This window comes from Flavobacterium gyeonganense, from assembly GCF_029625295.1.
GTDB lineage: Bacteria > Bacteroidota > Bacteroidia > Flavobacteriales > Flavobacteriaceae > Flavobacterium > Flavobacterium gyeonganense.
In genome coordinates this window covers 2,684,478-2,705,304 of the sequence record NZ_CP121112.1, presented here as the reverse complement: position 1 = coordinate 2,705,304, position 20,827 = coordinate 2,684,478, and the positions used below count along the sequence as shown (strand labels likewise).

The following is a 20,827-nucleotide window of genomic DNA, read 5'->3' as shown; positions in this document are numbered from 1 at the left end:
AAATAATATGTATGATAAAAAAACTACCAAAATAAATATATCCCAATATTCTGTTCTTCGAATTTCGGGAATCCTGAAAATCGTATTCTTCCTAATTCCTCTTTTAATTCAGGCACAATATCCTGCTTCTGTTGAAACAAATCTGAAAAATGCCGGAACTAATAGACCCGAACTTGAAAAAGCCTTACAATATGCTTATAAAACCGGTGACGACCAAAAAATAAAAGCGATGCAGTTTTTGATTGCCAATATGGATATTCATTCTTCGTCTGATTATTATTGGGAAGATACTAAAGGAAACAAAATCGATTATAATGAGTTAGATTACCCGGATTTTCTCCAGGCACAAACTGCTTTTGCAGCAATCAAAGAAAAAAATCCCGACATCAAACCCAAACCTGTTATTTACAAAGATATCGAAAACATCAAGAGTGAATTTTTAATTGAAAATTTAGAAAATGCTTTTAAAGCCTGGCGATCTTCTGCTGTAAAAACAACTTCATTCGAGGATTTTTGCGAATACATTTTACCGTACAGAGTAAGCGTAGAACCAATTCAAGACTGGCGCAGTACTTATGCTGGTAAATTTAAATGGATAAAAGATAAAATTACTGCCAGGGGTTTTCAAGCCGCCTTACCTTATGTCAAAGATGATCAGGACATCTGGTTTGTCAACAACTGGAAAGAAAAACGCAGCGAACCTTTGCCAAGACTAGGCAGCCTTCAATTGCTTTTCCGCAAACAGGGACCCTGCTCAGATATTGCCAGCATGAATGTATTTACCATGCGCTCGCAGGGTATCGCAGCAGCAGTCAACATCATTCCGTTTTGGGCAACAGCAACAGAAGGTCATTACACCAATACATTTTTTGATGAAAACAAACAAATGCTTAATTGCGATTACGGGACAAAGGATTTTCGTCAGAATCTGGCAAGGGAACCTGCCAAAGTAATACGTCTGACGTATTCTAAAAATCCGGAAACATTAGCCAGTTTCGAAGATATAAGCAATATACCAAAAGGCTTCTTGCAACAGCAAAATTACATTGATGTAACCAATGATTTCTGGGAGACTACTACCGTAAAATGCCCTTTGTATCCTACAGCAATTCAACCTAAAATTGTGTACGCAACGACTTTTAACGGATTGGCATGGAGACCTTTCTGGTGGGGAAAAACAGATAAAAACGAAACTGTTTTTACAAAACTGTGCAAACAAACAGTCATTATACCGCAATACTATAACAACGGTAAATTAACGCCCGCAGGTGCTCCGGTTGTTATAGGCAATACTACCACAAAGGTACTGCAGCCTGACCTTGCACAAACCAGCGAGGTTGTTATAGCAGAAAAAGAAAAATACCTGAAATTTAAACTCGGCATCACCTACCAGCTTTTGTACTGGGATAACAAATGGAAAATATTGGGAAAACAAACCGTAACAAGCCCTATAACAGAAATGAAGTTTGAAAAAGTCCCTAAAAATGCTTTGTTTCTATTTTTAGCGGGGGACTCCAAAGGTTTAGAACGTCCTTTTATTATAGAAGACAATGGCGAACATTTTTGGTTCTAACAGAGGTAGTACATTACACATATAAAAAAACTGCAAAATCTTAGATCAATTTATACTATTCAAAATAACAAAAAAATGAAAACACTATTCCAAATTTTGCTATTAGTGCCTATTTTAAATATAGCACAGGTAAGCCCTAATGTCAGCAAGCGATATCCGGCACATATTATATATAAAATAGACGAAGTAACCTCAAAAGTAAATTTGAGTGAAGACAAGCAAATTAAAATTGCTAAAAAATTCATCAGAACAGATAGTATCGTAAATGCTGGTTTAGCAGCTGGCATCACTGCAGATCAATTAAAAAATGATTACACTATTGATAAAACGTTTCTAAAAAACATATTATCTATTGAAGAGATGGAACAATATGCTTATGAAATGGATAAAGACAATCGATTTTTGATAGCCTTAAAATTCGCACCCGAATTAAAACTCGAATCAACACAAATCAGTAAAATACGTCAATTAAATGATTCCTTGGAGAATACCCCTAAAAAATCAGCTAAAGTAACTCTCCAGTTTGAAAATCGAAAACTATCTACAATCTTAAATCAAAATCAATATTCGCAAATAATCAATTTTTCGTACAAAGACGAATCTATTGCGGAAACTAAAAGTGACTGGGCAAGTGTTGAAAAACTAAAAATAAATATCCCTGGAAAGGAACAGGAAGAGTACCAACAAATAAAAGACTATCATTTTAATAAAAATGGTTATCTGGATAAAAAAGCAGAACGATTTGAAAAAAGAAACAGGATTTCCTGAGCCTGAAAGCTACACTTATGGAACCGCCTATATTGATTAGAGCTAAAATCCTTTCAGACCAAAAACACGCTAATAATAAATATGCATCGGTAGTTAAATTTGAAAAAGAACTCGACCTTACAAAAAATCAAATTGACACACTCTTAGCTAAGTATATTGCATTTGAAAAAATCATAATTGAAAATAAAGAAAATGACTTAAAGGGAAGCTTAAGCCCTCCCAAACCATTACCCTCAGAATTTGACAATATAACCCAAATTATAACCCCTGATCAATTCAATAAGTGGCTCACTTTGAAAAATAAAAATGAAGCCGTAAAAAAAGCAAATCAAAGCTTGTCTGCATTAGAATCAGAAGGACTGACTAAAAATGCAGACATACAAAAATTAATGCCTGAACTGGCTACTTACCACCTGAAATTATTGATTGCATTGGAAAAAAACAAAAACTGGAACACTTCTGAAACGCGTTTTCTGGTTCGTGATGTTGAGCAAAAAAAACCTGAAATATTAGTGCAGCTGGACGCCATAAAACGAAGCAAAGCTAAAAATGAAAATGCAAAAAATGCCTTAGCATGGTAAAGTTTGCCAAAACTGTGAACCATAAAATTCTCTGGAATGTATGATTATTAACCTCAATATATAACCAAATGATGAAAATTACCCAAAAAGGAGTATACTTGTTGTTGCTCCTGAGTAGTATGCTCGGACAATCTCAGGAATCTCCAGATACTAACAAATCATTAATAATGGCTAGGCTTCAACTTGTAAAAGGAAGCAGAAACTATAATCCTGAAAAAGCAATAGCCAGTTACACTGAATTGGCAGCACAAGGCAATTCAGTGGCCATGAATGCACTGGGACTTATCTACACCAAAGGCACTGGAATATCCGTAAATGAAGAAGAAGGAATAAAATGGCTTGAAAAAGCAGCGAAGGCAGGTTATGCTAAAGCCTGGTACAATCTCGGAATAATATACCAGGAAGGCATAAGTGTCCCAGCAAATCCCATAAAAGCAATACAGTATTTTGAAAAAGCAGCAATATCAGGGTATACTTTTGCTTATACTGCATGGGGGCGAATGCTAATGAGAGGAAACGGAGTTCCTCAGGATTATCCTCTCGCGATGAGCATTTTTAAACAAGGTGCTGAAAAAGGAAATTCACACTGCAGTTATTTACAAGGTTATTTGTATTATAAAGGCTTTGGCTGTACACAAGACTATGGTATTGCCATACAGCATTTTGAAGTTGCCATACAAAAAAACAATCCCTGGGCAATGTACATGTTGGGCCTGTGTTACCGCAATGGTTATGGAGTAAATATCGATTTAGAAAAAGCTAAGTCCCATCTCAGTAAATCAGCAGCAATGGGTGTAAAGCCATCTCAGATGGAACTGGATGATCCGGAGGCCGAAAATCATAGTCCGAATCAGGTAAAAACCATTTCGGCTCCTATTGGAGAAGTCATAACCATTAAGGAGACTGAAGCTCCTGAAACTTTCAAAAAGGTCAAACAGGCTCTTATTGCAACTGATATTTCCGGCAATTACACCGGTTATATATTACGCTATGACTTTAGCGGTCAAAATATCTTAAGCAAAACTTCATTGCAGATAGATTTAAATCAGGATGGCAAAGCATTAAATGGCGAATGGAAAGAAATTGATGGTGATACCGTTACTTTTAAGGCTCAAATCCAAGAGGATGCCATTGTATTTAAGGATTCTAAAATAGACCGTACCGAGCATTTTTACAAAGGCAGTCTTAATCGATATGAATTTAAAGATGCCAGACTACAATTACTGCAAACCGATGAATCGTTGTTTATAGTAGGAAACCTGCAACTTTATAATATCAAAGAGCGTGAAAACGAAAAACCAATGTACCTGATTTTAGAGAAAAAACAAACCAGAACAAGCGAAGTTCAGGAAGTCATTTCTTCTGTAGCCATATACCCTAATCCTGTAGCAACAGACTTTAGCCTTAGTTTCGATTTGGCAAAAACTGCAGACGTAGGAGTGAGCATTTATTACATTACAGGCAGGGAACTCTACAGCCAGCAATGGAACAATCTGGAGCAGGGAACACAAACCAGAACTCTCTCATTAAATGCTCCTGCGGGGTATTACGTACTGAGGCTCACTTACGGTACAGAAGTAAAAACGACTATTTTAATTAAAAAATAAGAGCTATGAGAAAGAAATATTATATTTTAGCATTTACGTTCTTATGCTTATTAATAGGACAAAGTAGTTTTGCGCAGATTACTGGTGGGGATCAGGATCATAATTCTGGGCTAGGTGAAAATGGGTATTACAATGGCTCTGGAGAAACCTGGGAGGATGAAAATGGCAGACTTTGGGCTCAGGATTCAGATGGCAGAATTTATGCAGACATAAATGGAGATGGTATTCTGGATCGTGATGAAGTGATTTATTACGAGGGCTCAGACTCAACAGGAACAGGCTCATCCGGAAGTAATACGAATAACGGTTCAGGTGGATCATTTTCTGGCTGGGGCGGGGGCACATCGGGTGGATCATCGACAGGAGACAATCAAGGTAATAATGATGTAGCTAGTAACGACAATTATTATTATTCGATTGATAGTTCTGGTAATATAATAAGATGGAATTTTGTTCCTACACCTTATATTACAGGTCCTTACCCTGAGGACTGGACTACATCAAAAGTAGATTTGAACTCATATAATCCTTATGATAATACTATAGAAATAAATTCACCTTCAGGTGTAGATCTATTAACATATGAAAATAAACCATACGGAAAGATAGATTCGGATGGTAATGTTACAATATTAGCAAGGGACGGCACATACAAATCGCCTTCAAAATTAAATCCACAAGACGACAAAGACAGGTTTAACCTTTCCAAATTTGCTGTATACTTAGCAAGAAAATTAGATGGGGCAAACAAAGACATTAAAATTACCAGTGCCAAATACACAAAGCTAGCATCAGAAATTCCTGCCTACACGCATTCACCACCCGGAACTCATATTTATTTAAACTCAAACGGTGGTTTTAGCAAAGATCTGGATAATGTAAATAGTTTTAAAAGCACTTTAAAACACGAAATACTACATGTGATTGATAATATAAATAAGGTGGAAGACACCTATGAAACTCATGCAAATGTATATTTAAAACAAATGAAAGATGACTCTTTTAAAGATTCAAATGTTGATTATCAAAGTAGTGTTGTTTATTCATTTTGTAACTATTTGTTAAATATAGATCAGCAAAAGAAAAGAGAAAATCTAAATTATGACCATAATATAGTTATTTCAAAAATTAATGAATTCAATTTAGAACACCAAGGCAAAATCAAAATTATAGCACCTGAATTTGGACAATATAGCCTTGGAAATTTATCTTTGAGTTTTGAAATGAATGGCTATTTACCACAATCTGTAAAATATACCTATGAGAAAGAATAAATTATTATATTTAGTATTTTTAACTCTATTAATTTCGTGTACTAAAAAAAATAAAATAGAGGCGATTTTTATAACACCTAAAGATCATTATTGGCAATGGAGTAATACCCAACAATATAATGTTGGTTGTGGCGAAATTAATTTCAAATTTGAAAAAAACGGATACTCACATAGATATAATTTTAATTTTAAAAAAGGTTATATTCTACACGAGGGGCAATACGATGATATTATAATTGGTCCTAAAAAATGGTATCTAAAAAATGACTCAACTTTAGTGTGGGATAATTTAGAATATAAAATAGAACATATTGATAATACTGTAATTATGTTGTCTTATTTTTTACCTAGTGATAAAAAACAACAATGTTGGACAAGACTACTTAAGGTCGTAGGAGAAAAGTAAATTGTAATAATCCTGTTAGCAATTGCTAACAGGTAGATACTTATTGTATCTTCTGGTTGTGGGGAGTAATCACAGGTAGCTCAGATGGAGAACCTACATAAATTAATAAAAAACGTGGCATTTGCAACGCAGTTAACTAAAAATAGGAGTGTCTTTAAACAAGGGCACTTCTGTCTTTTATACCAGAATATTTTTGACTAAAATATAAATCAAATTGGTATTATTTAAAGGTTGTTGATTTCCTAAGGCTTTCACGGTAAAAGTCGGGAGACTTTTTATAAATTTATCTGCTTTTAGAACATTTGAAAAAAATGCAAAGTCAGGAGACTTTGCGAAGCTGGGAATTAACGTTTTTTAGCCGAAAAAGTCATGCGACCGGCTGTTTTTGATTTTGCACACGATAACGGATTAAAAACATTACAGCTTAATCAGAAAAATAAAAACCTGGAAGCTGTGTTTAGGGAGATTACCAAATAAGTTCCTGTTTTCAGATAAATAAAAAAACTCGTTTTAAATTAAAAACGAGTTTTTTTATTTCATCAATGATTTGAGATAAGCCTTAAATGTTTATTATATAGCCAATCCAAAAACATATTTTATTAAAACCATTATAACTTAAAAGAAATACAGATATGCATCTATGTAAGTAGATTTTTGTTTACAAAAACATGGTTTTTTTATTTTTATTTAGTCTAAATTATTTTATTTTTGCGGTCTAAAATTTAAATAACCGCCATGAAGTTTACTTATTTAGTAGTATTGTTAGCCTTTTTCAATATGGGGCAGGCACAAAATGCAAAAATTACAGGAAAGATAATTTCCGAAAATGATGAAGCTGTTTCGTATGCTTCTATTTCCATTAAAAGCTTAAAAAAAAATACCGTTTCTGATGATAACGGAAATTTCGAAATTTCGAATCTTGTACCCGGATTTTATACTGTTTCTTTTTCTGCAATGGGATTTTCTGCTTTCGAAAAAACAATCGAGCTGCATGAAAATGAAAATGCAGAAGTTTCTATAATTTTACAAAAAAACATCAATACGCTCCAGGCAGTAGAAATTACAGGACGAAAAGAGAAGTCCTATAAAAACACAAAATCTTTTATTGGAGCCAAAACAGAAATTGCCTTAAAAGATTTACCTCAGGCAGTTTCTTATGCCACAAAAGAGTTAATCGCAGATCAGGGTGCTATTCGCGTAGGCGAAGTTGTAAAAAACTTCAGCGGGGTAAGCCAGTTTACTTTTTATGATGATATCTCGATTAGAGGATTTCGTATCAATGGAGGAAGTAATACGCAATTATTAAACGGAATGCGAACTTCTACAGGGTTTTGGAAACAGCCGCTTGCCAATTATTTAGAACGTGTTGAAGTTTTAAAAGGCCCATCTTCGGCTTTATTTGGAAATGCTTCCCCTGGTGGAGTTTTAAATCGTGTTACCAAAAAACCTTTAGATCAGGCGGCCAACAGCGTTAGTTTTTCTACAGGCAGTTTTAATACATTGAGAGCTCTGGCCGATTTTACTGGTCCGCTTACTGAGGACAAATCTCTTTTATACCGCTTGAATCTGGGTTATGAAAACGCCAATTCCTTTAGAGATTTACAATTTGATAAAAATATCGTGCTGGCTCCATCTTTGTCTTTTCTACCGAATGATAAAACAAGCGTCAATTTTGATTTGATTTATACCTCATCAAAAAGCATTCTGGATCGTGGTCAGTCTACCTATGAAGATAATTTATACTCGACAAAGATTTCCAACTCTTTAAATTCTACAAATGATTATTTAAACGAAGAAACTTACATCGTAACAACTTCATTAAATCACCAATTTACGGATCGTTTATCTTTTTCAGCTTCATACATACGCACAGGTTATAACGAAGATCTGCTTGAACACCGTGGTGCTAATAAATATGCTTCTGCTGGTGATGGAAGCACAATTTCAACGGCAATTGAAATGCAGGTTTTTCAACGTAAGCGTAAACGTTATATCGATAACCTTTCTGCTTTTTTAAAGTATCAGGCTAAAACCGGAATTTTCGATCACAACCTTATTGCCGGTTACGATTATGCACAGGAAAATGTTCCTCCGGGTGGTTCTCAATTACAGGCATCCGGATACCGAAATGCTGCCAACACAGGATTTATCGCAGCATATGATCCTAATAAAAAGAGTGCTTATTTATTAGATTCTAAAGGAAATCCAGTACCAAACGTAGCGCATTTTGACTTGACAAATCCATCAGGATCTCAGCAATTAAAAGATATGAGCAAATATTTTTATACCGTTCGCGCCTATGATCCTACCTATTACTCTTTGTATGGGGTATATTTTCAGGATCACGTAAAATTTGGGGATTTTCAGGCATTAATTGGAATTCGTTATGATGAGTATACAGATAAAGAGAATTATAAAAAAGATACGGAGAAAAAAGTAAAGCAGCATTCTTTTTTACCGCGTTTTGGTTTAACCTATACGCTTAATCCAAACATTAATCTTTATGGGACTTATGTAAAAGGATATAATCCCCAATTGGCTTCCTCATTATCAAATCCAAATGCAGGAGGTCCTTTTGACCCGTTAGAAAGTAATATGGTTGAATTTGGAGGAAAATCTTCGTGGTTCAGGGAAAGACTTTTTGTAACTGTAGCCTTATTTAAAATTCAGCAGAAAAACACATTATATCCGGCGAATGATACCACAAATCCGGATTTAATGCGGGCTATTGGAGAAGAAGAATCTAAAGGTATTGAGATTGATGTAAACGGAAGTATAACAAGAAACTGGAGTATTTCAGCGGCCTATTCTTACAATGAAGCTTATATAACAGAAAGTCCGGTAACTACAGAAGTTGGAAGGCAAAAGCCTAACACCCCCTTCAACAGGGCAATATCTGGACGCGTTACAATTTTACAGATGGTGCACTTAAAGATTTTGGAATCGCAATGGGATCTAACTTTGTAACAACCCGAAATTTAAGTCAGACCATAACACAAACAATTCCAGGCTATACCTTATTTAATGCTGCTTTGTATTATAGTATCAATAAGTTTAAAATTCAGTTGAATGCCAATAATATAACTAATAAAACCTATTGGGTTGGCGGGTATGACTATATTCGATTGTTTCCCGGAGCACCATCAAATTGGCTCTTGACACTTGGGTATTCATTTTAAATTTTAATATCCCAACCAAAACGTATTTACAAAATTAGCCCGGAGTTAATCAGGGCTAATTGTTTTTATTGTATAACTGATGATGATTGGACTGTAACTTCCAAATCAAATTCAAAATCCTTATTTCAAAAAATAATTATTATCCTCAAACCAGTCTGCTAGTCGCTGTGACCAGGTTTTCAGCGAATTTGTTTTAGCTCTTTTCCCCATATTAAAAGCGTGTCCGCCTTTAGAGTACAAATGCATTTCTACCGGAACATTTGCTTTTCGGTATCCATTAAGTAATTCAACTATTGGCCCTGAACAGCAGGAATCGTCATTTGCCGCCACTAAAAAAGCGGGCGGCGCATCAGCCTTAATTTCTTTCGGAATAAACAACGGCCCGGGATACACTAATATTTGGAAATTGGGTTGTGCATCCAACTTATCAATTGCATCTGAAGCGTTTTTTACACTATTCTTAGAATTATAAGCAATCAGGGCAACCACTTCCCCGCCAGCAGAAAATCCCATCGCACCAATTCGGTTGACATCAATTTTATATTCAGCTGCCTTGCTTCTTATGAGTCTCATCGCTCTTTCGGCGTCCTGCTTAATGTGAGTTTCTAATTTGTATGGAGAATCTTTTGTTCTGGCTAAACGGTATTTCAGGACAAAAGCTGTAATTCCTATACTGTTTAAAAATGCAGCAGCATCTTTTCCTTCCGAATTAAAAACCAGGTTTTCATGCCCGCCTCCGGGACATATTAACACTGCCAATCCATTTGGCTTCTCAGGAAAATAGGCAGTTATGGATGGATTATGGATGTTTCTAACCCACCAGTCCTGAGCCTGTTCCGGCTCATTTTTAAGATTTTCAAAACCTGGAGCCCCCTTTTCCCAAAGTGAAATTTTAAGTCCCTCCTGCTGTGAAAAAACCAGATTGCAGATAATCAAAACATATAAATTAAGGAAATATTTAATTTTTGATTTCATTCCAATTTATTTAAAGTGATTTATAAATATAAAGCATTTAATGTTTCTTTCATTTCCTTTATAACAATTCGAATATCTTTTTCAGTTGTTCTCCAGTTTACAAATGATGCCCTGATTCCTTTTCTGTTTTGATAAACAGTTGGTGTCATAAAAACTTTTCCGCTATCATTGAGATTTGTCAAAAACTGAGTTACTTTTTCCTGATTATGATCTCCTTTTAACGTAAAACAAACGTTATTGAGACGAATTGGAGCCAAAAGTTCAAAATATCCTTCCTCAATAAGAGCATTTCCAAAATGCAGAGCCAATGCAATGTTATTTTCAACTATATCCCTGAAACCTTCTTTACCGTATGCCAATAATGAAAACCAGACCGGTAAAGCTCTTAAACGTCTTGAGTTTTCAGGTACTACATTAAAGTAATTAAAATTTTCTAATGGATTTCCTAAGTAGGGTGCATTTGAATTCTGAAAAGTTTCAATTTGCAAGGCTGTGTGCTGCTCTTTTATCAAATAAAATGCGCTTTCATAGGGCACATTCAGCCATTTATGGCAATCAATCGTAATACTGTCTGCGCCTTCCCAGCCTTTTACAAAATATTTGTATTTGTCTGAAACAGCTGCAAAACCTCCAAAAGCAGCATCAATATGCCATCAGAAATCATATTTTTCTTTTAGTTTTGAAATAGCTTCAAAATCATCATAATCAGCCGTATTAACTGTTCCGGCACTTGAAATGAGAATAAAGGGTTTTCCGTTTAAATTTTTAATATTTTGTTCTAAATCAGCGATATCAATTGCTTCCCGATTTCCTTCAATGGTTTGAATTGGGGTGTAATTCTGGCTTCCAATTCCTAACATTGATAATGCTTTTATGGAAGAAGAATGAGGTGTAGCGGAAAAAATATTTATGGTTTCTGAAATTCCGTTTTTAGCAAAATCCTTCCCGAATTGTTTTCCAAACCATTGTCTTGCAACCCCTAAGCAAGTAAAATTTGACATCGTTGCACCGGTTACAAATCCTCCTAAAAATGATTTTGGCAACCCTAATAATTGCAAAAGCAGATTAATCGTTTCAAATTCTATTAATGCCGATACACCTCCCTGTGCTTTTACAGCTTGTGTGTTTTGATCGTAAATTGAAGTCAGCCAGTCACCAACAATTGATGCAGGTGTCGAACCGCCGGTTACAAAACCCCAATATCTTGGTCCGGAAGAAGCAACCATTAATGGCGCTAATCTTTCATTAAATTCTTCTAAAGCAGCAAGCGAGCCCAACCCTAATTCGTTTAATTCTCTGCTGTGATCAATTGATTTTTTGTTAGAAGTTGGAATACTATCCAGATTGTCGAGAAAATCAATTGCCTGTTTCCTAGTTTGATCGAGTATGGCATAAAAATTATCTAAGTCGCTTTGAAGAACTATATTCATTACGGTTGCTGTTTAAAGATTATTCTCTAAAATGCGTATTATTTTTCGAGAACAAAAGTTGTATAATCTCTTTTTATTTCCTCGCCTGTTCTGGTTTTTACACTTTCTGTGAGTGTTTCCTTGTGTACGATTTTGAAATGTGTTTTACTGACAAGATTTTCGACTTTCTCACTGGTATAAAGTTCAAATTCGAATTGTGTAAAAGGCAGCTTCTTCATGAAAGTTTCTTCTGCAAAAGTGATACAAAGAGTTCCTTTAGTTTTTAGAATCCTGTAAATTTCTAAAAGAAACTTTTCTGGATCCTGCCAGAAATAAATAGTATTTACAGTGAATATTTTATCGAAATATTCCTTTTCAAACGGAATAACATTGCCATCGTACAGCGAAAAAAAAACTTGTTTTCGAGATACAAAATTTCGGTTCTTTTTTCGGGCTTCATGAAACATTAATTCGGACATCTCCAGTCCGTAATATTTAAGGCTGTCTGCTTTTTCGAATATAAAATCTAAATAGCCTGCATTTCCATGTCCCAGTTCCAAAATTATATTTCCATTTGAAATATTTAAATTTTGAATAGAATGGCGGATCATATTGCTATTCACTTCATGCATCATGTTTGCCGTCTCAATTCCTTTTTCTCCTGTTGGATGTTTTAATTGGGATGCTATTGCCTGTAGTTCTTCTTTTTCCATAATTTTTTAATTATTACAAATTGAAATTAAAATGTCAAATGCCCTAGCCCAGATGGGAGGGAAAATCCTTTTGTGCCGGGGTTCGGCACAAAAGATTGGAAGGAACAGCTGGAAATAGCTCCTGAAAATTTTTATTCTTTACCAGGAAAAGTAACTGTATTTACTTAATCTCTAATGATTGAAATTAAAAAACCTGACTGGCAATCTGACGGATATTTTCAGATTTACCCATTGAATAATAATGTAAAAACGGAACTCCGGCTTCTTTTAATTCTTTTGACTGCTGAATTGCCCACTCGACTCCAACTTGTTTGATTTCAGCGTTGTTTTTGCATTTATCTACTTCGTGAATCAAATCTTCCGGTAAATCGATTCGGAAAATTTGTGGCAGAATCTGCATGTGTTTTTGAACTGCAATTGGCTTAATTCCTGGAATAATTGGCACTGTAATACCCATCTCCCTTGCTTTATCTACGAAAGCAAAATATTTAGCATTGTCGAAAAACATTTGCGTTACCACATAATCGGCCCCCGCATCTACTTTTTCTTTTAATCTTCGCAAATCAGACTGCAAAGAAGGCGACTCTAAATGTTTCTCCGGATAACCGGCAACGCCAATACAAAAATCGGCTCTGTTGTCGATGTCCATCACTTCATGAAGATATTTACCGCAGTTTAAATCATTTATTTGTCTAACCAGATCAACAGCATAATGATTACCGCCATCTTTAGGAACGAAAGACTGTTCGTGTTTCATAGCATCTCCGCGAAGTGCCATTACATTATTGATTCCCAAATAGTGACAATCTACTAACATATACTCCGTTTCTTCCTGTGTAAATCCACCGCAAAGTAAGTGTGGCACAGTATCAACATTGTATTTATGTTTTATAGAAGCGCAAATTCCAAGCGTTCCCGGACGCATACGTGTTAGTTTTTTATCTAAAAGTCCGTTACCTTTATCGATATAAATGTACTCTTCGCGGGAAGTCGTTACATCAATAAATGGCGGATTAAACTCCATCAACGGATCAATATTATCGTATAATTCCTGAATACTTTTCCCCTTTTGAGGCGGAATAATTTCAAATGAGAATAATGTTTTTCCTTTGGCGTTTTCTATATGTTCTGTTACTTTCATTTTTTATTTTTTGTTTCAAGTTTTAGGTTTCAAGTTTCAAGTTGCTGTAGAGAACTTGAAACCTGAAACCTGAAACCAAAATAACTTTTGTTAATCTGCTATATTAGGATTCAGCCATTTCATTGCGTAATCCAACGGTACATTTCGGCGTTTGGCGTAATCTGTTACCTGATCTTCTTTTATTTTTCCGAGTCCGAAATATTTACTTTTTGGATTTCCGAAATAATATCCTGAAACCGAAGAAGCTGGCCACATCGCCATACTTTCTGTCAACTTCACTTTTATCTGTTTTTCAACATCTAAAAGTTTCCAAATCGTTGGTTTCTCCAAGTGATCCGGACAAGCTGGATAACCCGGAGCAGGACGGATTCCTTTGTAACTTTCTTTAATCAATTCTTCGTTGGTTAAAGCTTCTTCTGAATCATAGCCCCAGAAATCTTTACGCACTCTCTCGTGAAGATATTCGGCGAAAGCCTCAGCAAAACGATCGGCAAGCGCTTTTACCATAATTGAATTATAATCATCAAGGTTTTTCTCGTATTCGTCAGCCCATTCGTCAACTCCAAAACCAGTTGTAACGCAAAATGCCCCCATATAATCATCTATTCCACTTTCTTTTGGCAAAATAAAATCAGCCAGAGCAATATTTGGTGCTCCTTTTGTTTTTTGAGATTGTACTCTCAAAGTCAAAAACTTCTCTAATATTTTTCCGTTTTCATCGCGCAATTCGATATCATCATCGTCAACCTGATTGCAAGGAAAAATTCCGTAAATACCTTTAGCTTTCAGTTTTTTCTCTTCTAAAATGACTTTCAGCATTGCCTGAGCATCTGCAAAGACAGAAGTTGCCTGTTCTCCCACAACTTCATCCGTTAGAATTGCAGGATATTTTCCGTGCAACTCCCAAGTTTGAAAGAATGGCGTCCAGTCGATGTATGGAACCAAAACGTCTAATTCAACTTCAACAATTTGTGCGCCTATTTTTTTAGGTTTGGTCGGAGTATATTCGCTCCAATCCAATTGTAATTTATTTTTACGGGCTTCTTCAATCGTCAGGAAGTTTTTATCTCGGGAACGATTTAAGAATGTTTCTCTAAAAGCATCATATTCTGCACGGATATCTGCTGCATATATTTTTCGGTTATGATCCAACAGGTTTCCTGCAACAGTAACGGCTCTCGACGCATCGTTTACGTGAATAACCGTTTCTCTGTATTGCGGTGCAATTTTCACGGCTGTATGCGCACGCGATGTCGTTGCCCCGCCAATCATAATCGGAATTTTAATGTTTTGTTTATCTAATTCTTTGGCCAGATACACCATTTCGTCAAGCGAAGGCGTAATTAGTCCACTTAGTCCGATAATGTCTACCTCGTGTTCGATTGCCGCTGCAATGATTTTTTCGGGAGGAACCATTACGCCCAAATCTACAATCTCATAATTGTTACAAGCCAAAACAACCGAAACGATGTTTTTTCCAATATCGTGAACGTCGCCTTTTACAGTCGCCATCAGGATTTTTCCGTTTCCTTGTTTGTCGCCGGCTTGTTTACTGGCTTCGATAAAAGGCAATAAATAAGCAACCGCTTTTTTCATTACACGAGCCGATTTAACTACCTGAGGCAAGAACATTTTCCCACTTCCGAATAAATCTCCAACGACATTCATTCCGGCCATTAAGTTAATCTCGATAACTTCAATTGGTTTTGTTGCTGCCAAACGCGCTTCCTCAACATCTTCTTCAATAAAAGCATCGATTCCTTTTACCAACGAATGCGTAATACGATCCTGAACAGATCCTAAGCGCCATTCCTGAATGGCTTTTTCATCACTTTTTACTTCGCCTTTTACATTTTCTGCAAAGTCCAGAAGTCTTTCAGTAGCATCGTCACGTCTATCTAAAATTACGTCTTCAACGTGTTCTAATAAATCTTTCGGAATATCATCGTAAATCGTAAGCATCTCTGGATTCACGATTCCCATCGTCATTCCTTCTTTAATTGCGTGATACAAAAACACCGAGTGCATCGCTTCACGAACAACATCATTCCCTCTAAAAGAGAACGAAACGTTACTCACTCCACCACTAATATGTGCGTGCGGAAGATTCTCGCGAACCCATTTTGTTCCCCTAAAGAAATCCAATGCGTTCAATCTATGCTCTTCCATTCCCGTTGCAACTGGGAAAATATTTAAATCGAAAATAATATCCTGAGGAGGGAATCCTACTTTGTTCACCAAAATATCATAAGAACGCTGGCAGATTTCCACTCGACGATCGTAATTATCGGCCTGACCCACTTCGTCAAAAGCCATAACAATAGCAGCTGCTCCGTAACGTTTGATTAATTTAGCGTGGTGAATAAAAGCTTCTTCTCCTTCTTTTAACGAAATCGAGTTTACAACGCTTTTTCCCTGAACCACTTTCAGACCAGCTTCGATAATTTCCCATTTCGAACTGTCGATCATAATTGGCACTCTCGAAATATCTGGTTCTGCAGCAATTAAATTCAAAAATTTAGTCATTGCAGTAACCCCGTCAAGCATTCCTTCATCCATATTAATATCGATGATCTGTGCTCCTCCTTCTACCTGCTGCCTTGCAATATCAAGCGCCTCGTCATATTTCTCTTCCTTGATTAAGCGAAGGAATTTTCTTGAACCTGTTACATTTGTACGCTCTCCGATGTTTACAAAAACACTTTCCGGCGTAATAATCAACGGTTCTAATCCTGCTAATACAAGGTCTCTTCTTTTTTCTGCCATTTTTTTTTTAAGTTACTAAGATCCTGAGATTCTAAGGTTCTGAGTTTTTTTATTCTTTATTTTTCCTGCAAGGTTTTCAAAACCTTGTAGGTATTTATGCTTATTATTTTGGGCGTGTCCCAAGGGCCGGGCTATCCGTTACAAGTCCTCGACCAATTCCGTTTCACTGCATTGGTCTGCGGGCTTTTCACTTCTATCCCTCACGCAAACTCGGTTTCATAAGAATATTTACGTTTTTCCGAATTTTCAATTTTCTTATTAACGAAATAAACTCTCAATCAATATAATGTATCTAAACCTACTAAATTCGAAATTGCTCTAAAAGTTGCTATTTCAAAACTAAAGTAACTTGAATCAACTACATGATAAGATCCTCCAACGATTCTAAATTTTAATGAATGATCTTGATCTTTAGAAATAGTTTTTAATGTTGTAACAATTACGTCTAAATATTCAATCGGAATTTCATCATCTGAAACTTCCCAACTAAATGTTTTTAAATCATAAGAATCCTTATTCACTTCGATAATAATTTTTACCTCACCATATTTACATGATCCCGAAGTTTGTTTTTTTATTTTCCCTTCACAATAATATGATTTATCAGAAAACTCAAAATTGTTAAAAGCTTTCGTTAATTCTTCATAATTCGAAAGCCCAACTTTATATAAAATGAATTTCATATTTTTCCATTTCATTATTCTTTATTCAAAAACAGGCGCCACTCTTGGCTTATAATCTTTCGCAACCTCAGCCATTAATCGAATATGATCTGGAGTTGTTCCGCAACATCCACCGATTATATTAATCAAATTATCCTCTAAATATTCTTTAATGAATGCTTGTGTTTGTTCTGGCGTTTCATCATATTGTCCGAATGCGTTTGGCAATCCTGCATTTGGATGTGCCGAAACATTAAAACTTGTATTATGCGCTAATGTTTTTAAATATGGTTTCAACAAATCGGCTCCAAGAGCGCAATTAAATCCTACACTCAATAACGGAATATGTGAAACTGAAATCAAAAACGCTTCAACTGTCTGCCCTGAAAGCGTTCTTCCCGAGGCATCTGTAATCGTTCCTGAAACCATAATTGGCACATCGATATTGCGTTCGTCTTTTACTTCTTCAATTGCAAAAAGTGCAGCTTTTGCATTTAACGTATCGAAAATTGTTTCGACTAAAAGGATATCGCAGCCACCATCTAACAATGCTTCTACCTGCTGTTTGTAAGCGATTCTCAAATCGTCAAACGTTACGGCTCTGTAGCCTGGATCGTTTACGTCTGGCGACATACTTGCCGTTCTGTTTGTCGGTCCGATTGAACCTGCTACAAAACGTGGTTTTTCCGGATTTTTTGCTGTGAATTCATCCGCAACTTCTCTCGCCAGTTTAGCCGATTCATAGTTGAGTTCGTAAACCAGATCTTCCATGAAATAATCGGCCATACCAATTGTAGTTCCCGAGAACGTATTGGTTTCTACAATATCTGCCCCTGCTTCGTAATACGCTGCGTGAACGTCGCGAATGGCCTGTGGCTGAGTCAGGGATAATAAATCGTTGTTTCCTTTTAACGGATGCGGAAAATCTTTGAAACGCTCGCCACGAAAGTCTTCTTCTGAGAAGTTGTAGCGCTGTAACATGGTTCCCATTGCTCCGTCAAGGATTAAGATATTTTTTTTGATTGCTTCCTGAATTGTAATCGACATATTTTTTTTATCTTTTAGCTGCTAAGATTCTAAGACTTAAGATGCTAAGTTTTTAATTCATTATTAATTCCAAAAGTTCAGTATTGCCGGCTCATTAGCCCCGATGGGTGCGATATCCTTTTATTCTGGGGTTCAGAATAAAAGATATAGCATACAGCGGGAACTTTGACTGCAAAAATGCGCCAATGATTCGCTCGAAATACTGAATGTGTTTCAGAATATTGTAAGTTGTCAGGAAAAGTTTTTGAGAAATACGTAGTGTATTTTGCGTTATCTATCTTGAATACATTTTGTTGTATTAAGTAGAATTTAGCACCTTCTTTATGGCAAAGGGTTGCTAAGGTTTCATTGGGTCTTTCCCTCCGCCTTTCGTGATAACTTTCAATAAAATTAGGAACGGCGCAAAGGTACAAAATAGCCTTTCTACTTGCAAGTTTTTTTTAAGATTCTAAAATGCTAAAGTTCTGAGATTCTAAGCTTAAATTTTCCGGAATAAAAAAAGCTCGAACTACTACAGTTTGAGCTTTTTTTATTCCAAATTCCTCTCTAATAAGCCTAAAGACCGGCTTATTAATAAATCAAAATGTGATTTGTTTAAAAACTTCTGTCCCATTTTAGAAATGTATCCATGACTTCCTGATGATCTGTTAATTCATTATCTGTCATTTTCATTTCACTGCCGACTTTGGAATTTTCTTCTAGTAGTTGTTCGTCATTGTTCATAATAGATAATTTGTTTAATACTTTCTTAAAGTTAGTATTTTATATTGGTAATTCAAAATGCTAAAATCAAAATTTCTCTTTTTGAAAAAAATTAATACTGCAAATTTACCCCACTTCTTACATACTAAGTTTAAATTAACATCAATAAAAAAGCCCAAACTAAAAAAGTTTGAGCTTTTGATATTAAAACCTTAGCCTCACAGTTCCCATTAGAACTTCAGCATCATTGATTAAACTATTGCTTTTACAACTGCTTTTGGCGCTTCTTTACGGGTTCCGTCGAAACCGTCTACTCCAGATACTGTTGTATATTTCAATACATATTTTTTACCCGGATTGATGATTTGGTATGCTGCCTGACACATTAAAGTCGCTTCATGGAACCCACAAAGGATTAATTTTAATTTTCCAGGGTATGTATTAACGTCTCCAATAGCGAAGATTCCAGGAATGTTGGTCTGGTAATCTAATGCATTGTTTACCTTGATTGCATTTTTTTCGATTTCTAATCCCCAGTCAGCAATTGGACCTAATTTTGGAGTCAATCCAAAAAGTGGAATGAAATAATCGGTTTCGATTTTACGGTGTGCTCCGTTTTCCTCAATATCCAAAGATTCTACGTGCTCAGCACCGTTAATTCCGATTACCTCAGCTGGTGTGATCAATTTGATTTTTCCTGCTGATTTTAATTCCTGTACTTTTTCTACAGAATCTAAAGCTCCTCTAAATTCGTTTCTACGGTGAATCAAAGTTACTTCTGATGCTACGTTGGCTAAGAAGATACTCCAGTCTAAAGCTGAATCTCCGCCTCCTGCAATAACCACTCTTTTATCTCTGAATTTTTCAGGATTTTTGATGAAGTATTTAACTCCTTTATCTTCATAAAACTCGATATCTTCAATAAGAGGTTTTCTTGGTTCAAAACTTCCCAAACCTCCTGCAATTGCAATAACCGGTGCGTGGAATTTTTTTCCTTTACTTGACGTTACAATAAAACTTCCGTCTTCTTGTTTTTCGATAGTTTCTGCACGCTCACCTAAAGTGAAACCTGGTTCAAACTGCTTAATCTGCTCCATTAAACCATCTACTAAATCACCAGCCAAAACTTCCGGAAAACCAGGAATATCATAAATAGGCTTTTTTGGATACAACTCTGAAAGCTGTCCTCCAGGCTGAGGCAAAGCATCTAAAATATGGCATTTCAATTTTAATAATCCTGCCTCGAAAACGGCAAATAAACCTGTTGGTCCTGCTCCAATTATAAGTATATCTGTTTTAATCATTATGGTGTTGTTTATAATCATTCTTAATAATACAAAGGAACGAATAATTTATTCTAATTTCAATGATTTTTATCATTCATTTCTTTGTGAAACTTTTTTACTCTTTATTTTTCAAAGAAGCTGTTATTTCATTCATCTTCTTTACTTTATCTTCAAAGTCGCCTTTCAGTGTTTTTCTGTATTCATTGAGGTTTTCAACCATGTAATTGATGTCCTCCGGAATCACTTCTTCAAAAAACTCCCTGAGCCTTTTGGCTGTTGTTGGTGATTTTCCGTTAGTCGAAATGGCAATTTTTACATTTCCTTTAGTTACGATTCCGCCCAGATAATAATCACACAAATTTGGCGTATCTGCAATATTACAGATCAGATAACGCTTTCTGGCTAAATCGTACACGCGTTTATTTACTTCTAGATCATCCGTACATGCAATAACCATGTGGCGCTTCTTGAGCATTTTCTTTTTGAACTTCGCTTCCGTCAATTTAACTGAAGGATGATTTTCGGCTAAAACTTTTATTTCCAGATGAAAGTCGGGTGCAACTACTTCAACGTTGGCATTCGGACTTGATTTCAGTAAAAAAGAAAGCTTTTCTAAGCCAACATTTCCTCCACCCACAATCAGCACATTCAGATTGTGAAGCTTTAAAAATATTGGATATAATTCGTTTTGTTCCATTTTTAATTTATTTTGATCCAGCCAAATTAGATGATTTCTAT

The 20,827-nt window shown here is 35.7% G+C and carries 15 protein-coding genes, 3 pseudogenes and 1 riboswitch; of the genes and pseudogenes, 8 read left to right on the top strand and 10 right to left on the bottom strand.

Annotated features, from left to right (window positions below):
- The first annotated feature begins 7 nt into the window (after positions 1-7).
- The 8 genes and pseudogenes from P5P89_RS11805 (at position 8) to P5P89_RS11770 (ending at position 9,388) form a co-directional block, all read left to right on the top strand.
- Positions 8-1,573, top strand: coding sequence for a hypothetical protein (locus P5P89_RS11805; protein ID WP_278008510.1), 1,566 nt, complete (start codon positions 8-10; stop codon positions 1,571-1,573).
- A 75-nt stretch (positions 1,574-1,648) separates the two neighbouring features.
- A complete protein-coding gene (locus P5P89_RS11800) occupies positions 1,649-2,341 on the top strand; it encodes a hypothetical protein (protein WP_278008509.1) in 693 nt (230 codons plus the stop codon).
- Positions 2,342-2,358: 17 nt separating this feature from the next.
- Positions 2,359-2,922 (top strand): hypothetical protein, encoded by a 564-nt coding sequence (locus P5P89_RS11795; protein WP_278008508.1) that lies wholly within the window; start codon positions 2,359-2,361, stop codon positions 2,920-2,922.
- Between the two features lie 68 nt (positions 2,923-2,990).
- Positions 2,991-4,529, top strand: coding sequence for a T9SS type A sorting domain-containing protein (locus P5P89_RS11790; RefSeq protein ID WP_278008507.1), 1,539 nt, complete (start codon positions 2,991-2,993; stop codon positions 4,527-4,529).
- 5 nt (positions 4,530-4,534) lie between these two features.
- Complete coding sequence (locus P5P89_RS11785; RefSeq protein WP_278008506.1) at positions 4,535-5,803, top strand: hypothetical protein; 1,269 nt, start codon at positions 4,535-4,537, stop codon at positions 5,801-5,803.
- A complete protein-coding gene (locus P5P89_RS11780) occupies positions 5,790-6,209 on the top strand; it encodes a hypothetical protein (protein ID WP_278008505.1) in 420 nt (139 codons plus the stop codon). Before P5P89_RS11785 ends, P5P89_RS11780 begins: the two co-directional genes overlap by 14 nt.
- Before the next feature lie 351 nt (positions 6,210-6,560).
- Positions 6,561-6,686: pseudogene (locus P5P89_RS11775) on the top strand (gliding motility-associated ABC transporter ATP-binding subunit GldA); the annotation flags it as partial.
- 258 nt (positions 6,687-6,944) lie between these two features.
- Positions 6,945-9,388: pseudogene (locus P5P89_RS11770) on the top strand (TonB-dependent siderophore receptor).
- A 120-nt stretch (positions 9,389-9,508) separates the two neighbouring features.
- Here the strand turns inward: P5P89_RS11770 and P5P89_RS11760 are convergent.
- The 10 genes and pseudogenes from P5P89_RS11760 to P5P89_RS11715 all read right to left on the bottom strand — a co-directional run bounded on the left by P5P89_RS11760 (position 9,509) and on the right by P5P89_RS11715 (position 20,786).
- Positions 9,509-10,363, bottom strand: coding sequence for an alpha/beta hydrolase (locus tag P5P89_RS11760; protein WP_278008503.1), 855 nt, complete (start codon positions 10,361-10,363; stop codon positions 9,509-9,511).
- A gap of 20 nt (positions 10,364-10,383) precedes the next feature.
- Positions 10,384-11,793: pseudogene (locus P5P89_RS11755) on the bottom strand (pyridoxal phosphate-dependent decarboxylase family protein).
- Positions 11,794-11,831: 38 nt separating this feature from the next.
- The gene (locus P5P89_RS11750) at positions 11,832-12,485 is read right to left on the bottom strand and encodes a class I SAM-dependent methyltransferase (protein WP_278008502.1); all 654 of its coding nucleotides are present in this window, start codon (positions 12,483-12,485) and stop codon (positions 11,832-11,834) included.
- Between the two features lie 184 nt (positions 12,486-12,669).
- On the bottom strand, positions 12,670-13,626 hold the full coding sequence (metF, locus tag P5P89_RS11745) for a methylenetetrahydrofolate reductase [NAD(P)H] (RefSeq protein ID WP_278008501.1): 957 nt from the start codon (positions 13,624-13,626) through the stop codon (positions 12,670-12,672).
- Between the two features lie 90 nt (positions 13,627-13,716).
- The gene (gene metH / locus P5P89_RS11740; RefSeq protein WP_278008500.1) at positions 13,717-16,392 is read right to left on the bottom strand and encodes a methionine synthase; all 2,676 of its coding nucleotides are present in this window, start codon (positions 16,390-16,392) and stop codon (positions 13,717-13,719) included.
- Between the two features lie 278 nt (positions 16,393-16,670).
- Positions 16,671-17,075, bottom strand: coding sequence for a hypothetical protein (locus P5P89_RS11735; RefSeq protein WP_278008499.1), 405 nt, complete (start codon positions 17,073-17,075; stop codon positions 16,671-16,673).
- A gap of 21 nt (positions 17,076-17,096) precedes the next feature.
- Positions 17,097-18,101 (bottom strand): homocysteine S-methyltransferase family protein, encoded by a 1,005-nt coding sequence (locus P5P89_RS11730; RefSeq protein WP_278008498.1) that lies wholly within the window; start codon positions 18,099-18,101, stop codon positions 17,097-17,099.
- 267 nt (positions 18,102-18,368) lie between these two features.
- A riboswitch (SAM riboswitch) is annotated at positions 18,369-18,482 on the bottom strand.
- A 213-nt stretch (positions 18,483-18,695) separates the two neighbouring features.
- Positions 18,696-18,824, bottom strand: coding sequence for a hypothetical protein (locus P5P89_RS11725; RefSeq protein ID WP_262494090.1), 129 nt, complete (start codon positions 18,822-18,824; stop codon positions 18,696-18,698).
- Between the two features lie 230 nt (positions 18,825-19,054).
- Complete coding sequence (locus P5P89_RS11720; RefSeq protein ID WP_278008497.1) at positions 19,055-20,107, bottom strand: NAD(P)/FAD-dependent oxidoreductase; 1,053 nt, start codon at positions 20,105-20,107, stop codon at positions 19,055-19,057.
- Between the two features lie 97 nt (positions 20,108-20,204).
- A complete protein-coding gene (locus P5P89_RS11715; protein ID WP_278008496.1) occupies positions 20,205-20,786 on the bottom strand; it encodes a precorrin-2 dehydrogenase/sirohydrochlorin ferrochelatase family protein in 582 nt (193 codons plus the stop codon).
- Positions 20,787-20,827: the final 41 nt, after the last annotated feature.

Excerpts from the sequence above, each read along its gene's own strand:
- P5P89_RS11735 (WP_278008499.1), bottom strand. The coding sequence starts at position 17,075 with ATGAAATTCATTTTATATAAAGTTGGGCTTTCGAATTATGAAGAATTA.
- P5P89_RS11725 (WP_262494090.1), bottom strand. The coding sequence starts at position 18,824 with ATGAACAATGACGAACAACTACTAGAAGAAAATTCCAAAGTCGGCAGT.
- P5P89_RS11805 (WP_278008510.1), top strand. The coding sequence starts at position 8 with ATGTATGATAAAAAAACTACCAAAATAAATATATCCCAATATTCTGTT.
- P5P89_RS11785 (WP_278008506.1), top strand. The coding sequence starts at position 4,535 with ATGAGAAAGAAATATTATATTTTAGCATTTACGTTCTTATGCTTATTA.
- P5P89_RS11750 (WP_278008502.1), bottom strand. The coding sequence starts at position 12,485 with ATGGAAAAAGAAGAACTACAGGCAATAGCATCCCAATTAAAACATCCA.
- P5P89_RS11715 (WP_278008496.1), bottom strand. The coding sequence starts at position 20,786 with ATGGAACAAAACGAATTATATCCAATATTTTTAAAGCTTCACAATCTG.
- metH (WP_278008500.1), bottom strand. The coding sequence starts at position 16,392 with ATGGCAGAAAAAAGAAGAGACCTTGTATTAGCAGGATTAGAACCGTTG.
- P5P89_RS11780 (WP_278008505.1), top strand. The coding sequence starts at position 5,790 with ATGAGAAAGAATAAATTATTATATTTAGTATTTTTAACTCTATTAATT.
- P5P89_RS11790 (WP_278008507.1), top strand. The coding sequence starts at position 2,991 with ATGATGAAAATTACCCAAAAAGGAGTATACTTGTTGTTGCTCCTGAGT.
- P5P89_RS11760 (WP_278008503.1), bottom strand. The coding sequence starts at position 10,363 with ATGAAATCAAAAATTAAATATTTCCTTAATTTATATGTTTTGATTATC.
- P5P89_RS11720 (WP_278008497.1), bottom strand. The coding sequence starts at position 20,107 with ATGATTAAAACAGATATACTTATAATTGGAGCAGGACCAACAGGTTTA.
- P5P89_RS11800 (WP_278008509.1), top strand. The coding sequence starts at position 1,649 with ATGAAAACACTATTCCAAATTTTGCTATTAGTGCCTATTTTAAATATA.
- P5P89_RS11795 (WP_278008508.1), top strand. The coding sequence starts at position 2,359 with ATGGAACCGCCTATATTGATTAGAGCTAAAATCCTTTCAGACCAAAAA.
- P5P89_RS11730 (WP_278008498.1), bottom strand. The coding sequence starts at position 18,101 with ATGTCGATTACAATTCAGGAAGCAATCAAAAAAAATATCTTAATCCTT.
- metF (WP_278008501.1), bottom strand. The coding sequence starts at position 13,626 with ATGAAAGTAACAGAACATATAGAAAACGCCAAAGGAAAAACATTATTC.